Source organism: Methylocella tundrae (assembly GCF_038024855.1).
GTDB classification, from domain to species: Bacteria; Pseudomonadota; Alphaproteobacteria; order Rhizobiales; family Beijerinckiaceae; genus Methylocapsa; species Methylocapsa tundrae.
Window position 1 is genome coordinate 1,185,867 of sequence record NZ_CP139089.1, and the last position, 14,587, is coordinate 1,200,453.

General features: G+C 60.5%; 12 protein-coding genes. 7 read left to right on the top strand and 5 right to left on the bottom strand.

The window, feature by feature from the left end; genetic code table 11:
- Window positions 1-43: 43 nt before the first annotated feature.
- Window positions 44-1,315 carry a glycosyltransferase gene (locus SIN04_RS07965; protein WP_244605721.1) on the bottom strand — a complete coding sequence of 424 codons (1,272 nt, stop codon included), beginning with the start codon at window positions 1,313-1,315 and terminating at the stop codon, window positions 44-46.
- A 347-nt stretch (window positions 1,316-1,662) separates the two neighbouring features.
- On the opposite strand from SIN04_RS07965, the gene SIN04_RS07970 reads away from it, so the two are divergent.
- The 3 genes from SIN04_RS07970 (at window position 1,663) to SIN04_RS07980 (ending at window position 4,673) form a co-directional block, all read left to right on the top strand.
- A complete protein-coding gene (locus tag SIN04_RS07970) occupies window positions 1,663-2,493 on the top strand; it encodes a sulfotransferase domain-containing protein (RefSeq protein ID WP_134488130.1) in 831 nt (276 codons plus the stop codon).
- Window positions 2,494-2,604: 111 nt separating this feature from the next.
- On the top strand, window positions 2,605-3,510 hold the full coding sequence (locus tag SIN04_RS07975; RefSeq protein ID WP_134488132.1) for a hypothetical protein: 906 nt from the start codon (window positions 2,605-2,607) through the stop codon (window positions 3,508-3,510).
- 17 nt (window positions 3,511-3,527) lie between these two features.
- Window positions 3,528-4,673: an LptF/LptG family permease gene (locus SIN04_RS07980; RefSeq protein WP_134488134.1), complete on the top strand. Its 1,146-nt coding sequence runs from the start codon at window positions 3,528-3,530 to the stop codon at window positions 4,671-4,673.
- A 158-nt stretch (window positions 4,674-4,831) separates the two neighbouring features.
- Here the strand turns inward: SIN04_RS07980 and SIN04_RS07985 are convergent, their stop codons facing one another.
- A complete protein-coding gene (locus SIN04_RS07985; RefSeq protein ID WP_134488136.1) occupies window positions 4,832-5,584 on the bottom strand; it encodes an ABC transporter ATP-binding protein in 753 nt (250 codons plus the stop codon).
- Window positions 5,574-6,377 carry an ABC transporter permease gene (locus tag SIN04_RS07990; protein WP_134488138.1) on the bottom strand — a complete coding sequence of 268 codons (804 nt, stop codon included), beginning with the start codon at window positions 6,375-6,377 and terminating at the stop codon, window positions 5,574-5,576. The genes SIN04_RS07985 and SIN04_RS07990 overlap by 11 nt, the downstream gene beginning before the upstream one ends.
- 139 nt (window positions 6,378-6,516) lie before the next feature.
- On the opposite strand from SIN04_RS07990, the gene SIN04_RS07995 reads away from it, so the two are divergent.
- Complete coding sequence (locus SIN04_RS07995) at window positions 6,517-6,711, top strand: CsbD family protein (protein ID WP_134488140.1); 195 nt, start codon at window positions 6,517-6,519, stop codon at window positions 6,709-6,711.
- Window positions 6,712-6,819: 108 nt separating this feature from the next.
- On the opposite strand, the gene SIN04_RS08000 is transcribed toward SIN04_RS07995, so the two are convergent.
- The gene (locus tag SIN04_RS08000) at window positions 6,820-7,572 is read right to left on the bottom strand and encodes a GlcG/HbpS family heme-binding protein (protein WP_134488142.1); all 753 of its coding nucleotides are present in this window, start codon (window positions 7,570-7,572) and stop codon (window positions 6,820-6,822) included.
- A 293-nt stretch (window positions 7,573-7,865) separates the two neighbouring features.
- Between SIN04_RS08000 and SIN04_RS08005 the strand changes: the two genes are divergently transcribed.
- From SIN04_RS08005 to SIN04_RS08015, 3 genes are all read left to right on the top strand, one after another.
- Entirely contained in the window at window positions 7,866-8,747 is an 882-nt protein-coding gene (locus SIN04_RS08005; RefSeq protein ID WP_134488144.1) for a dienelactone hydrolase family protein, read from the top strand.
- A gap of 335 nt (window positions 8,748-9,082) precedes the next feature.
- Entirely contained in the window at window positions 9,083-10,174 is a 1,092-nt protein-coding gene (locus tag SIN04_RS08010) for an efflux RND transporter periplasmic adaptor subunit (RefSeq protein WP_341264353.1), read from the top strand.
- A 3-nt stretch (window positions 10,175-10,177) separates the two neighbouring features.
- A complete protein-coding gene (locus tag SIN04_RS08015) occupies window positions 10,178-13,303 on the top strand; it encodes an efflux RND transporter permease subunit (protein ID WP_134488146.1) in 3,126 nt (1,041 codons plus the stop codon).
- Window positions 13,304-13,306: 3 nt separating this feature from the next.
- Here SIN04_RS08015 and SIN04_RS08020 read toward each other — a convergent pair whose 3' ends face one another.
- A complete protein-coding gene (locus tag SIN04_RS08020; protein WP_341264354.1) occupies window positions 13,307-14,518 on the bottom strand; it encodes an MFS transporter in 1,212 nt (403 codons plus the stop codon).
- Between the last annotated feature and the right edge of the window lie 69 nt (window positions 14,519-14,587).

Here is a 14,587-nt window from a genome sequence, read left to right on the forward strand (position 1 = left end):
CTGCCTGCCGATTTTCTTGGACTCTGACTGGCGGCCGGCCGCTTTACCCCCGAACGAGGGGGGCGGCGATTTTCACGAGAGAGGAGCGATAGGCCTCAAAAGAAAATCGTTCCTGATAGGTCCGGCGCGTGTCGGAGGCGCCTTGATCGATCTGCGCTCCTCCTCTTTCCGCATCGGCCCGCAGCAAGGCCGCGGCGAAGCTCCGCGCGTCCGCGGCCAGAGTGACGTTCTTCAACTGCGCCGGGTCGATATTCATGCCTCGAAACGCGTGCGGGGTCGCGATCAAGGGCGCGCCGGAGGACATCGCCTCGATGGTCTTGATAGAAATGCCATGACCTTCGGTCGTCGGCAGAAGGATGGCGGAGGCGTTCGCATAGACCGCGTCAAGATCGGCGACGCGCCCTTTAAACAGGGCGGCATGGCGTTTCAGCAGCGCCGGGGCCCTGGCGCGAAAGGCGCCGTCGATATTGCCGATGATCTTGACGCCGACGCCGGGCGCAAGCGGCAAAACCTTCTCCAGAAACCAGAGGACGCCGAGGAAATTGGCGTAATTGGCGCTGGCGACTATGATGAGATCGGCTCCGCCCTGCCCCGCCGCGACAGCCGGGACGGCGGGATAAAGCAGTTCGTGCCGCATGGCGGGCAGCAGAACTTTGAAACTTGCCGCCTCTTCATCGTTCAGGTGCAGCAGAACGTCTGCGTCACGCATGGCGGCAAGCTCGACTGCGAGCATATCTTCAAAATTCGCAGCCGGCGGCAATGTCCAGCCCGCTTCATTCCGCAGCGCATATTGGCGCGCCTGAAGATCATGAGTGTCGAGCAAAATAGCGCAGCCATGCCTCTGCTTGAGGCGCATCGCCACCGGCATGCAAAAGAAGTGATTGCAATGGATGAGATCGATTCGCGGCTCCGCCCTGAGCGCCGCCGGAATTGGCGCAAGCTTGGCGCTTTCAAGGAGAATTTTCGCGAAGTTTCCATGTAGCCAGAGCTTTGCCGCCCCCAGGAAGGCCGGATTGAGCACCGAAAGCAGCGGCATCCCGGAATAAAGCCGCGCGTCGGCCTCAAGATCGCGCGTGGCGGCGGCGTAGGTCTTATGCGCGCCCGAACCTTCGACGGCGCCAGGAGAGTCGGCGATCGCGAGGCTGATGACGCGCGCGCCAAGACTGCGATAGGCGCGCGCCTGCGACACAAACACCTGATGGCTGCCGCAGGAATGCCAGGCCGGATGCACGAGAAGCACGGCTTTGCCGTCCATGGGCAGATTGCCGGAGACGGCCGCCGAGCCGTGCGAATCTTGGCGCCCGGGAAGCATCATGATTGCGGTTCCGTTCAAATGCGCATCCATGCGCGTCAATGCCATCCATCATGAAGAGCGATGGCGGCAGGAAAATATCACACGCTCATCGGGAGAATATCTCACGCAATACAAGAGATCGAACGCGGCATGTTCAAAACGTCCTTCGGAAGATGCCGAATCCTTCCGCGACTATGCTCATCAACTCGCGCCTTCGCGGAAATTGAGGCGAGACGGACAACCCGGATCTGTCCAAACAGAAATGAATCTGTCACATTGCGGGGCTTTCTCAGCTTCACCAACGCAGCTATCCAGAGCCGCCGCCGCCATCGAGAAAAATCGGTTATTGAAAGGGAGGCGATCGCTACATGTCGCTTTTTGGGAAAGTTGGGGCCTATTTGCAAGCCTTAAGACATCAGGATCCCCTCCCCGAGGGGTTCACGCCAATCAGCGAGTGCCGCGCCGATGACATCTTCATCGTCGGATACCCGAAATCAGGCAATACCTGGTTCCAGAATTTGATCGCCGGCGTCGCATTTGGCGTCGACCCCAGATGGAGTCCGCCGGCGCTGGTGCATGAACTCGTTCCCGACGTCCATTACAACAAGCACTATCGGCGCTATGCGACGCCGATGTTTTTCAAGTCGCATGCGCTCCCTCGTCCGGACTATCGACGCGTGGTCTATCTTTTGCGCGACGGCCGCGACGTGATGGTGTCCTACCGGCATTATCGTGAGGTTGTCGATGGAGAAAAACTTGATCTTCTGAATTTCGTCAGTCCGGAAACGGATCTTTACCCTTGCCATTGGAATGAGCATGTGGACGCCTGGGCGCAGAATCCCCATGGCGCGGAAATGATCGTGATCAAGTACGAGGACCTTCTGCGCGAACCGGTCAGACAGCTCCAGCGCTTCTGCGAATTCGCCGGCCTGCAGCGCGATGTGGGCCATCTTTCCGCGGTGGCGGCGGCGAGTTCCTTCCGCCAGCTACGCGATAAAGAAGCGAAAATGGGGTTCGGCCGGACCGACCACACATTTGAATCCGGCCCGTTCTTTTTTCGCCGTGGCGTGGCGGGCAGCCATAAGGACGAAATGCCCGCTGACGCCTTGAAGCTCTTCATGGACCAGGCCAGATCCACCCTGCAGCGCTTCGGCTACCTCGTGAACAGCGCCGAATGCGTCCAGGAGACGCTGGAATGAAGACGCTGGAACGAAAACCTGCCCGGTGCGAGGGACGGCCTTATTTTACTTGAACGCGGCATTGCGCTATGGGCCATCGTTGAACAAGCAGACCCGACCAACTTTGAGCTGATGCGCGAATCCCATATCGACGAACAGACGATCGACAACGCCGCCGCGCAGACTTCGACGAGCCCTTCGCCCGGCCGATCGGCGGCGACGGGCGTCGCCATCGTCGCCAATGATCGCATTGCCGACTGGCTGCTGCCGTTTCTTGAGAGCTATTACGCGACCAACGCGCAAACGCCTCTCTATCTTATCCCTTACGACGACAATCTCGCTGTGACGCGGCGCGCCGCGGAGATCTATGGCGCACATCTTGTCACGGAGGATTCGCGCGAACTCGACGCGCTCGCGAGCCGGCTTTATCCCTTGTTCCCGGGTCATCGCCGCCGTTTGCGGAAATTTCTGTCGCTCGCCCTGCCCCTCGACGAGGTCCTCTATATCGACGTCGACACGATCCTTTTTCGCGACATCAGCGAAGTGTTTGGCAAGCTTGAACCCGGCAGCACCGACTTCATCATGGCCTCGACCAGCGAGGAATATGTCTACAACAAGAAGCGCGCAAAATATGAATTCCTGCGCGACGTCAGACTGTTCAACGATGGTTTTTTCCTGACTTCGAACAGGATTCTGTCGCTTCAGCATTTCTATGAGGTGATCGAAAGGGATGAGGCGATTTTTCATGACGTGCGCAAACATGGCATGCTGTTCGCCCAGCCCTTGAGCAATTTCGTCACGCATCGGCGCGGCCTTAAGATCGCTTCGCTCACGGAACGCGTCGCCGGCGCCTCCGACGAAAGCTTCTATAAAGCCAAGGACGTCAGTTTCGACGCGGAGGGGCTTCCTCTCGACGGCGCCGGCAATCGCATTTTCTTCGCGCATTGGGCTGGCGCCGTTTCGCTTCCGAGCCGCCGTGTTTTCGACAAGGCGTGGCTCGATTATGCAAAACGGGCGCAGGCTCGCATGAAGGCCTGACCGCGACCGGAAACCTGATGCCTCGGCTGCTTACCCTTTATCTCGCCAAGCGGATTGCGCTGACGGCGCTGCTGATCGAGACGACGCTTTGCGTTCCTCTCGTCATGACCTCCCTGTTCCAGACGCTGCCGGCGGCGGCGGTGCGCGGCGGCCTGTTGGTCCCGGCGCTGCTTGGGACATTGCCGACCGTGCTCTATCTCGCTCTGCCGATGGCTGTCGGAGTCGCCGTCGCCCTCGAATTCAGCCGCATGTCGTCGGACGGCATGATCGCCGTTTTATATTCGCTGCGCCTTTCAGTATGGTCGCTCTGCGCTCCAGCGATCGTCGTCGCTTGCGCGGCGGTCGGCATAGGCTACTGGCTGTCATCCTTTTTCGCGCCCTCCTACGTCGGCCAGATGCACGACGTCATTTATGTGATCCGCAATTCGCTCAATCACCGGATGCTCGAGCCGGCGCATTTCTACACTTTCGACAAGGGCGCGCGGACGCTCTATTTCCAGCGCTGGCGATCTTCCGACGTCGCCAGCGGCATGTTCATCCACCAGTTCTCCACGGAAAAGAACGAAGAGCAGATCATCAACGCCGATGAGGCGGAATTTCGCCGCAACGAGCAGGGCGTCGTTATCGTTCTCAATCATGGCTCGATCGAGACGCTGCCCGATGGCGGTTCATCAATACGCAACGCGAATTTCGAGCAATACGCCATCCCAGTCGACATGCAGGGCGCCGGCGGCCTGCCGAAACGCGACTGGCGCGGCGTTTTCGAACTGCCCTTCGGCGAATTTTTCGCCTCCATACCGATCGCCGCCTGGGATCCGCGCGGCTACGCCGAATGGATGAGCGAGGCGACCAAACGCTGCGCAATCCCATTGCTGGCGCTGAGCCACTCTCTGCTCGCCGTCGGCCTTGTGCTCACCGTTTCGGCGGCGACCGGACGCGGCTCCGCGGCGACGACATCAATGATTCTCATCATCCCGCTGATTCACGTCGCCATTCTCGTCGGATCGGAATCACTGGTGCGTCAGAACCCGCGCCTCGTCATTGTCGTCGCTCTCGCGATCGTCGCCGAGTTCATCACGGCCTTGTTTTTGATCTGGCGGCAGAATGCGGATTTCCCGAAGGTCAAGGAACCTGTCGCGGCCCCGGCCTTCGCCAGCGGCTAGAGCCTGACGCCGAAAAGTCGCGGACTTTCCGGACCAGCACCATAACGCGCGATTTGCGCCCGCATGCGTTGCCTGCGGCCGAAGGACGCGCCACCGGCGAAAAGCGGGGGCAATCTGAGCGGTTCCTGCTTGAGGACCTGAAGAAACCGGCGGAACAGCTAAAGCGTCGCCGTCGCCTTGTCGTCGGTGGAGTGCCGGTAGCCCTCGATCACCGCGCGCGAATCGCCCAATTCACGGACAGCGCCATCGTCGATCCAGATGATGCGGTCGCAGAGCATCGACAGCATCTCAAGATCGTGCGAGACGACGATAATCGTTCCGCGCTTGGCGAAATTATGGATGTAGGCGTCGCATTTGGCCTGAAAGTCGGCGTCTCCGACCGAAAGAGCTTCATCGACGATCAGAATGTCGGCGTCGGCGTGAGCGCAGACCGCGAAAGCCAGACGCGCGGCCATGCCGGTCGAATACATTTTCAGGGGCTGATAGAAAAACTCGCCGATGTCGGCGAAGGCGGCGACCTGATCGAGCCGCGCTTCGATGACCGAGCGCTTGACGCCAAGGATGGCGCCGCCGATCAGAGCGTTCTCGCGGCCAGTCAGTTCGTGGTCGAAGCCGGAGCCGAGCGCGAGGATCGGAGCGATCCGCCCGGCCACCTTGACAGCGCCCTGAGTCGGCCGCGTGATGCCGCAAATGATCTGCAAAAGCGTCGTTTTGCCCGCGCCATTGCGACCGATAATGCCGACGGTTTCGCCTTGCTGAACCTTGAAGCTGACGTCCTTCAACACCCAGTGCTGATGGTAAAACTGCTTCCAGCGTCCAAAAAGCGCCTGTTTCAGCTGGTCGTTCCGGCGCAGATAGAGCTGGAACGCCTTGCCGACATTGCTGCAGCTGATGACGGGATCAGATGACATCGACGAACACGGCCTTGTATTGCATGAAGAAACGATAGCCGAAGTAGAATACCAAAAGCGACCCCGCAACCGTCCCGAAATAGAGCAGCGCGCCCGGCAATCGACCGAACAAAAGGAGATCGCGCATCATCTCGACATAATTGCCTATGGGATTTAAATGCACGTAAAGGCGCAAATGCGGCGGAACGTCGTCGATCGAATAGAAGATCGGGGTCGCGAACATGAACACCGGCACGATCGAAATCATGAGATGCGCCACGTCGCGCGTGAACGATCCGAGCGCCATCAGGAACCATGAGACGCCGAGTAAGGCCAGAAAGAACGGCACGGCGACAAAGGGCGCGAGCAAGGCCGTCAGCGGCAGCCCGTGCGTCACGGCGATCTTGAAAACCAGGAGGACGCAAAGGCTGATGAGCGCATAGACGGACGCCCTGATGGTCGCCGTCCAGGCCAGCGTCTCGCTCGGAAAGATCGACTTCTTGATGAGCGCGGCCTGCTCGTGCAGCATTCCGGGCGAGCGATAGGCGAGTTCGCTGAAGAGGTTGAAGATGATCAAGCCGGTGAAGATCGACAAGGCATAGCCGCCGACGCCCGCTCCCTTGGCCGACGGGGGCACGCCAACGGCGCTCGAAAAAATCACCGTATAGGCGGAGAGCATGACCAGCGGTCCAAATACCGCCCAGAGCCAGCCAAGGATCGAACCGCGAAACCTGACCGCCAATTCGCGGCGCACGACGGCCCTGATCAATTCCTGATAGCGCCAAGCATTTTCAAACGGCGTCGCTAAGTTCATTCCTCAAAAACCGGTTCTGTCACTGAGAGCTGCGCAATGCCGCGGATGTAGACCAGTTTGAGGTCAATTCGTCAACGCGGCCTCAGGAACCATGAGATGGGTCCGACGTTCAGGTCCAAACCGAGGAAAGGAGCCCATTATGGTCGATAAAGAGCACATCAAAGGCGCAGCCGATAAGGTCAAGGGCGCCGTCAAGGAAGCCGCCGGAAAGGTGACTGGCAATGACAGGCTCGTCGCCGAGGGCAAGACTGACAAGGCGGAAGGATCGGTGCGTCAATCGGTGGGCGACGTCAAGGACGCGGGCCGCAAGGTCGCCGATAGCGTCAAACGCTAGTCTTTTTCGCGGCGCGACGTTCTGGACGCCGCGCCCGCGGGGCCAGGGCAATCAGAGCGCAAGGGCGCGCCTCCCCGGGGAGGCGCGCTTCTTTTTTTGCCACGTGGATTACGGCGTGATGTCCTGCGGGAAGCAATGGGGATGCTGGAAGCCCGTCGGCGTCGTGCCGGCCGCCGCGTAAAGGATGTTGTCCGTTCCGCCCGGACCGACGCCGGATGGGATTTTATCGAAGCCTGCCGCCTTGCGCATGCGGTAGGCGATGGCATGATCGGCGCAGGAACTGTCCCCGCTGACGCCTAATCCGCCGATCACCTTGCCGCCGACGTAGAGCGCGACGCCTCCGCCGAACGTAATGATTCCGCCGGGCACTTTGGGGCCATTGCCGCCGCCCCAATTGTCGCTATTGGAGGCGATATGGTAATTCGGCGAAAGCGAATTTTGCGCGAGATAATCAGGATTGAAAGGATTGGAGTTGTTGAGGCCGTAGAGCGATCCGCCCGGCTGCGTCGGCGCATACAGATTGGCGGTCGAGAGCGAGAGGCCATCATTGCTGAAATCGTTCGCCGTCTCCGCCTTGGCGATGGCGATGGCCCGGCTTCCTGGCCATGCGTCGCCAATGCTGATGATCGAACAGAACTGTCCTTTTCGATCGACGATCGCCGACCACATGCGGTTCGGCGCGAAAATTCCCCCATTGTGATCGGGCAAATTCACGACGGTCTTGAGCTGACTTTGGATTTTGGTGATGACCGCTTCGGGAATGTCGCACTGGCTCGACCACTGATCCCCGGCCATCGCGGCGGTTGCAAAGGGCTGCGTCGCCAGCATTCCAAGGCTGATTAGCAAAGCGCTTTTTTTCATATGTTCCTCCCTCCTGCCGAAGTTGTTGAAACCAACTTCCTTGGGGGCGAGGCTTTGCGCGCGCGGGGCTTCGTCGCTGATGCAAAGTCCGCCCGTGCGACAATTAGCACAATCACAAAGAATTGACCTAAATTAATTCTTATGGATCTGTTTTGACCCGCTTTAGCGATTCGCTGTGTTTGCAACGATCGCGGCTGGACGGCATGAGGGGTTCGGACGAATCCTTACCAAAGATAAACGAGCGGGCGGCGCGCATTTCATGTAAAGGGCTGGCGAGAACAGAGAGGACTCCCATGCCCGCTGACGCCAAAATGTCCGACATCGCAGGCCTGACGCTCCCCTTACCTGTTTCCCGCCGCGCTTTCATGGCGACTTCGACAGCCGCCGCGGCGGGCTATACCTTGGCGACCGGCCCTGTGCGCGCCGATGCGATCAAAACCACCGCGGACGGCCTCATCGCGGGCGCTGCGGCCGTGAAGGCGAGCGATGGCGAGATGCCGCTCTACTTCGCAAGGCCGGAAGGCGTCGCCAACCCGCCGATCATTCTCGTTGCGATGGAGGTTTTCGGCCTGCATGAGTTCATCAAGGACGTCGTGCGCCGGCTCGGCAAATTAGGCGCCTTCGCGGTTGCGCCCGATTACTATTTCCGCAAGGGCGATCTGACGCAGATTACGAATTTCGCGCAATTGATGCCGCTCGTGAACAGCAAGCCCGATCAGGAATTATTCTCCGACCTCGACGCGACCGTCGCCTGGGCGAAGGCGCAGGGCGGCGATGGGAGCCGTCTCGGCATCATCGGCTTTTGCCGGGGCGGGCGCACCGTCTGGCTCTATTCCACACATAATCCGGCGTTGAAGGCGGGGGTTTCCTTTTATGGGAGCCTGATGGATCCGCCCAACGCCTTCATGCCGAAGAATGCTTTCGATCTGGCCGGAGACGTCAAAGCGCCGGTGCTCGGATTATATGGCGCGGAAGATCAGGGCATATCGCCAGAGCAGGTGCGGCAGATGGAAAGCAGATTGAAAGACGCCGGCAAGACGGCGGAATTCAGGATCTATCCCGGCGCGCCACATGGCTTTTTTGCCGATTATCGGGAGAGCTATCGCCAGGAGGCAGCCGAAGACGCATGGCGGCGCGCGACCGCCTGGTTCAAAAAATATGGCGTCCTCGATTGAGGCCGCCGCTTCGTCTAGACGTGAGTTTAGAGGTCCGACAAACGAATTATGACGAATGCTTAATATTGTCAGCGATCCTATTCGCTCTACATCCTGTTAGAAAAACAATTTGCGACCATTGAAACTCTGCGCTTTGATTGCGGGAACGCTCTTTGCAAGCGGCGTTCTGCGCCGGCGGCCATGAACCAGTTAAACTTTCGTTGCTTAGCGTATTGTTTCACCCCAAGCCAGTCTGGTTGACCTTGAAGCGCAGCATCACTTTTATATCAGTCTTTTTGATCTTGGCCGGACTTTGCGCTGGGCTCGGCTATTTCCAGTTCATCGTCAAGCCGCAGATGATCAAACAATTCATCGCGCAGATGGGGCGCCCTCCCCTGACCGTGGCGGTCGCCGAGGCGAAGGCTGAGACCTGGACGCCGATCCTCCCGGCGATCGGCAGCTTTCGCGCCGTGCAGGGCATTGACGTCGCTCCCCAGGTCGGCGGCGCCGTGGTCGCGGTCAATGTGCGGTCAGCGCAGGATGTCGAAAAAGGCACGCCTTTGTTCGAGATCGACAATTTCGTCGAGCAGGCGGATCTCAAGAATTATCTCGCCGTCCTCAAAAACGCCGATCTCACTCTGGAGCGGCAGCGTCAGTTGAGCGCGACAGGCAATACCGCCAAAGCGAATTTCGATTCAGCGCAGGCGGCGCGCGACACCGCCGCCGCATCGGTCGAGCGCATACGCGCCGTCATTGCCCAGAAGAAGCTGGTCGCGCCGTTTTCGGGCCGGCTCGGCATCCGTAAAATCGATCTCGGGCAGTATGTTTCGCCAGGGACCAGCATGATCACCCTGCAGCAACTGGATCCGATCTATGTCGATTTTCCCGTGCCGGAGAAATGGCTCGACGTTTTGAAGCCGGGACAGTCGATCGACGTCACGGTCGACGCTTTTCCCGGCAAGACCTTTCATGGGCAGGTCGCGACGATCGACGCGCGCATTTCGCCAGAAAGCCGCAATGTTCTGGTGCGCGGCCAGTTCGACAACAAAGACAAACAGCTTTTGCCGGGGATGTTCGCAAATGTGAGCGTCAACGCCGGCGAACCCGAAAAGGTCGTCACGCTGCCGCGCACCGCGATCAGCTATTCGCTCTACGGCGATAGCATTTTCGCTGTCGTGCCCGCCGAAACGCCGAGCGGCGGCGCGCAGGCGGCAACGGCCAGCGGCGGCGCGCAGGCAGCGACGGCCAGCGGCGACGTCCCTTTGAAGCTGGAGCGCCGGTTCGTGCGCGTTGGGGAAGCGCGTGGCGATCGGGTCGCCATTCTTGAGGGGGTCAAGCCGGGCGAGAAGATCGTTAGTGAGGGCCAGGTGAAGCTGACGCCGGATGCCAGCGTTCGCATTGATCCAGATGCGAAACTGACGCCGCAGGCCGTCCGGCCGAAGGAATAGAGAATGTCATTCACCGATATTTTCGTTCGTCGGCCGGTGCTCGCCAGCGTCGTCAGCCTGCTGATTTTGCTGGTCGGCCTGCAGGCCGGCCTCAAGCTTCAGGTCCGGCAATATCCGGAACTGTCCTCGACGACGATCACCATCACCACCTCTTATCCCGGCGCCAACGCCGACGTCATCAAAGGTTTCATCACGACCCCGATCGCCCAGGCCGTCGCCAGCGCCGAAGGCATCGATACTCTGGTGTCCGACTCGCAACAGAACACGTCGACGATCACCCTCAATCTTCTGCTGAACGCCAATGCGGACCGGGCGGTCGCCGACGTTCTGTCGAAAGTCAATCAGGTCAAATATCTGCTGCCGCGCGAGGCGCTGGATCCTGTCGTCGTGAAGCAGACCGGGGATTCAACGGCCCTCCTCTATATGTCTTTCAATTCGAAAGTCATGACGCCTTCGCAGATCACGGATTATCTGACGCGCGTCGTACAGCCGAAGCTGCAGACGATCGACGGCGTCGCCAACGCGCAAATTCTCGGCGGCCAGACCTTCGCCATGCGCGTCTGGCTCGATCCGAACAAGATGGCGGCGCGCGGCGTCACGCCAAACGACGTCAAACTGGCGCTGGCGGCCAATAATTTTACAGCCGCGGCGGGGCAGATCAAAGGTGATTTCGTTCAGACCAGCATCAATGCGCAAACTTCGCTGAATTCCGCCAAGGCCTTTGGCCAGTTGGTCGTGTCGGCGCGCGGCGACGCCCTGACGAGGCTGGGAGCGATCGCCGATATCGAACTTGGACCCGAGTCCGTCGATTCCTCCTCGGCGTTTGACGGCCTGAAAGCGGTCTTCGTCGGCATTTATCCAACCCCCAGCGCCAACCCTCTCCAAGTCATCAACGCCGTGCGGCAGGCGTTTCCCGAGCTCAAATCGCAGCTTCCCGTCGGGCTCGACGCGGCGATCGCATATGACGCGACGGAATTCATCCGGGCCTCGATCTTTGAAGTCGAAAAGACGCTGGCGGAAGCCGCGGTCGTCGTCATCGTGGTGATTTTCCTATTCCTTGGGAGCCTCCGCGCGACGGTCATTCCGATCGTCACCATCCCGCTTTCCCTCGTCGGCGTGATGATCATTCTTCTGGCGCTCGGCTATTCGATCAACCTTTTGACGCTGCTCGCCCTGGTGCTCGCCATCGGCCTCGTCGTCGATGACGCCATCGTCGTTGTCGAAAACATCTATCGTCACATCGAAGACGGAATGACGCCAAAACAAGCGGCGCTACAGGGCGCGCGCGAAATCACCGGCCCCGTCATTTCCATGACGATCACGCTCGCCTGCGTCTACGCGCCGATCGGCTTCGTCTCCGGACTGACCGGCGCGTTGTTTCGCGAGTTCGCTTTCACGCTGGCTGGCTCCGTCGTCGTATCAGGCGTCATCGCGCTGACGCTGTCTCCGATGATGTGCTCTCTTCTGCTCAAGGCGCCTGAGCAGAAGCCGCATGGTTTTTCGGCCATGCTCGACCGATTTTTCAACTGGCTGCGCGCCGCCTATCAAAGCCGCCTGCACAAGACGCTGAATTTCCGCGCACTGACGATTTTAATTCTGTTTGGCGTGCTCGTGCTGACCGGCCTCTTGTTCGTAACGACGCCAAAGGAACTCGCGCCCGAGGAGGATCAGGGCGTGATCTTCATCCTGGTCAAATCGCCGCAATACGCCAATCTCGACTATATGGAGAAAGCGACCGCGCAGGTTCAGACCGCCGCCGACCAAATCCCGGAGAAAGATCACCTTTTTCTCATCAATGGCTCGGCTGGCGTGCATCAGGGTCTTGGCGGTCTGATCCTCAAGCCCTGGGAGCAGCGCAAGCGCAGCCAGAAAGAAATTCTCACCGCCCTGCAGCCCAAGCTTTCAGCGGTCACGGGCGCGCAGGTGATCGCGTTCTCGCCGCCCGCGCTGCCGGGATCGACAGGCGGCCCGCCGATCCAGTTCGTCGTGCGCAGCATTGGCGACTATAAGCAAATCGCCGAAGTCATGGCCAAAATCGAGGCCGCGGCGCGCGAAAGCGGACTGTTCATTTTCACCGACAGCGATCTCAAATTCGATCTGCCGCAAATCGAGTTCAAGATCGACGCCGACAAGGCCAATCGGCTCGGCCTCAACATGCAGGAAATCGGCTCCTCGCTGGCGACGCTGCTCGGCGGCAATTACGTCAATCAGTTCAGCATGAATGGGCGCAGCTATCATGTCATCGCGCAGGCGCCGCGCGATTTCAGGCTGACTCCGGAATGGCTGACCCGCTATCAGGTCCGCACCACCGGCGGCGACCTCGTCTCGCTCGCGACCGTTGCAAGCGTCTCAATCAGCGTGCAGCCAAATGGCCTGCCGACGTTTCAGCAGCTGAACTCGGCGACGCTCCAGGGGGTGCCTTTCCCGGGCCATACGATGGGCGAGGCCATCGCCTTCCTGCAGGAGAAGGCAAAAGAGTTTCTGCCCGCCGGCTTCACCGTCGACTATCAGGGCGAGAGCCGGCAATATGTCCAGGAAGGCAACACACTGCTGTGGACTTTCGTCTTTGCGATCGTCGTCATTTTCCTCGTTCTGGCGGCCCAGTTCGAAAGCTTCCGCGATCCGCTGATTATCCTGATCGCCCTGCCGACGTCGATGTTCGGCGCGCTGCTGCCCCTGAACATCCTCGGCGTCGTCGGCGCCGCAAGCATGAATATCTATTCGCAGATCGGCCTCGTCACGCTCATCGGCCTCATCTCCAAGCATGGCATCCTGATGGTCGAATTCGCCAACCGGATGCAGCAGGAAGAAGGCATGAGCCGCAGGGAGGCGATCGAACACGCCGCCGCCGTGCGGCTGCGTCCGATTCTCATGACCACGGCGGCGATGGTGGTCGGCATGATTCCGCTCATCGTCGCCGAGGGCGCAGGCGCGCGCAGCCGTTTCGCAATCGGCGTCGTCATCGCCTCCGGCATGAGCATCGGCACGCTCTTTACCCTGTTCGTGACGCCCGCGGTCTATACGCTGATCGCGCGGGATCATCAGAAACACAAAAAAGATAGGTCCGACACGGACTATGACCTGTTTGCCCGGCATCAGAGCATCGCCGACCGTTCGGCGGCCGAATAGCGCTCACTCCGGCAACCGTTGCTTCAGCCATCCGGCGAGGAGAGCGGCGACGCCGCCGGCGCCGGCGAGGGCAGCCATGGCGAGATAGGCTCTCTCGCCGAAAAGGCCCGTCAGCCGCCCGCAGGCGAAGGTCGCGGCGGCAAGACTGAGCGAGGAGGCCGCGGCGAGCCAACCCTGCATCCGCGCGCGGTGTGATGAGGATGCAAGGCTCCCGAGCAGCAGCACGCTGCCGCAGGTCGTCGCGCCAAAGCTCAGCCCATGCATCGCCTGCAGGGCGATGACGAGGCCAGGCCCCGGATCGAAGCTCATGGCGGTCCAGCGCAACACCGCTCCGCCCGCGCCAATGAGAAGAAAAGTGATGGCGCTGCGGTCGCTCTTGAAGTAGCGCGCGGCAATGACGAAGAGAATGCTTTCGGACGCGACGCCCATGGCCCAGGCGGCGCTGATGAGATCCGGCGAGAGCCCGGATTCACGCCAATGGATGGTCGCGAATGAATAGACCTCCGCATGGCTCGACTGGATCAGGGCCGCCGCCGCGATGCCGACGATGGCGAGGCGCAGACGCGCGCCGTCAGCCGTCAGGCGTCCGCCCTCGCCCGGCGCATAAACATGCGTCGGGTTCATCCTGAGAGCGGCGAACACGGCGACGCCGACCGAAAACAACGAAAGCCCGGCAAGCGCGACGATGATGCGATCGCCTGGAAAGGCCTCGACGATCCGGCCCGACGAAAGCATCATGGCGAGGACGCCGATCGAGGTCCAGACCCGAATATGGCCGTAGGCGATGGGCGCCCGCGCGGATACCTCGGCGCGCCGGATCTCCGTGAGAGTCAGGGCGTCGGCGAGGGCCGGCAGCGAACCCATCGCCACCGCGACGATCAGCGCGCCGATGAAAATTGGCCCAAAGCCCGTGGCGAAGCGGAGCCCGCAATAGCCCGCGAACAGACTGACGGCGCAGGCGGCGAGCGCGACGCCGATGCCGCGCCTGTCCGCAAAAGCAGCGATGAGAGGTGTTGCGATGACGCGCAAAACCATCGGCGTCGCCAGCGCCGCCGCGATCTCCGCATCGCTGAGGCCGCGCGCGGAAAGCCAAACCGGAAAATAAGGCAGATGAAGTCCGAGCGGCAGAAACAGCAGAGCGGCGATGATCGAGAGCTGAACCGCGGTCTGGTCGCGGCTTTCGCCGGGCAGCTCTCCGTGTTTGGCCGGTGTCAAATGTCAGTCCGCCGCAACTTTGAATCGTCCAGGGTCTTTGTCCCGCGCGCAATGAACGCTGCGGATGAG